1 protein-coding gene is annotated in these 505 nt (G+C 27.9%); it reads left to right on the forward strand.

The genetic code is table 11. The features are described 5' to 3' along the window. Window positions 1-469: hypothetical protein (locus LR961_RS19130; RefSeq protein ID WP_232151564.1), on the forward strand; the 469-nt coding region annotated here is incomplete at its 5' end. Window positions 470-505: the final 36 nt, after the last annotated feature.

The raw sequence follows: 505 nt of genomic DNA on the forward strand, positions 1-505 counted from the left end.
AATTTTACCATTTCAAGAAAATTTTTTAAGTATCACAAAGTTATTAAAAAGATTTAACGTAATTGTAGTTTTTAAAAATGATAGTACAGTAAAACATAAACTCATCAACAATAGTATTGAAATTAAAAAAGGATGCATTTATAAAATTCCTTGCAAAATGTATAATCAATTTTACATAGGTCAAACAGCCAAACCCTTAAACATTAGAATTGAACAACACAAGAAAAATGTTAGGGATGGCAATCATTCTAGTGGTATATTCAAGCATATTGAATTAAATAATCATCCAGTTGATTGGGGTAATGCCCAGGCAATCTATTATACCAACAACATAATAGCAAGAAACTTAATAGAGTGTAGTTTGATTCATACCACCAGTAATCAAAATGCCAACCTACATAAAGGCTTGTACAAACTTGATAATTTCATTTGTCAAGAAATTAGTAGGATAATATCAGGTAAAATGTAACCTAATGATTTGACCTAATGTCGCCCTATATTATTA

This window comes from Stenotrophomonas sp. SY1, assembly GCF_021202945.1.
Taxonomy (GTDB): Bacteria; Pseudomonadota; Gammaproteobacteria; order Xanthomonadales; family Xanthomonadaceae; genus Stenotrophomonas.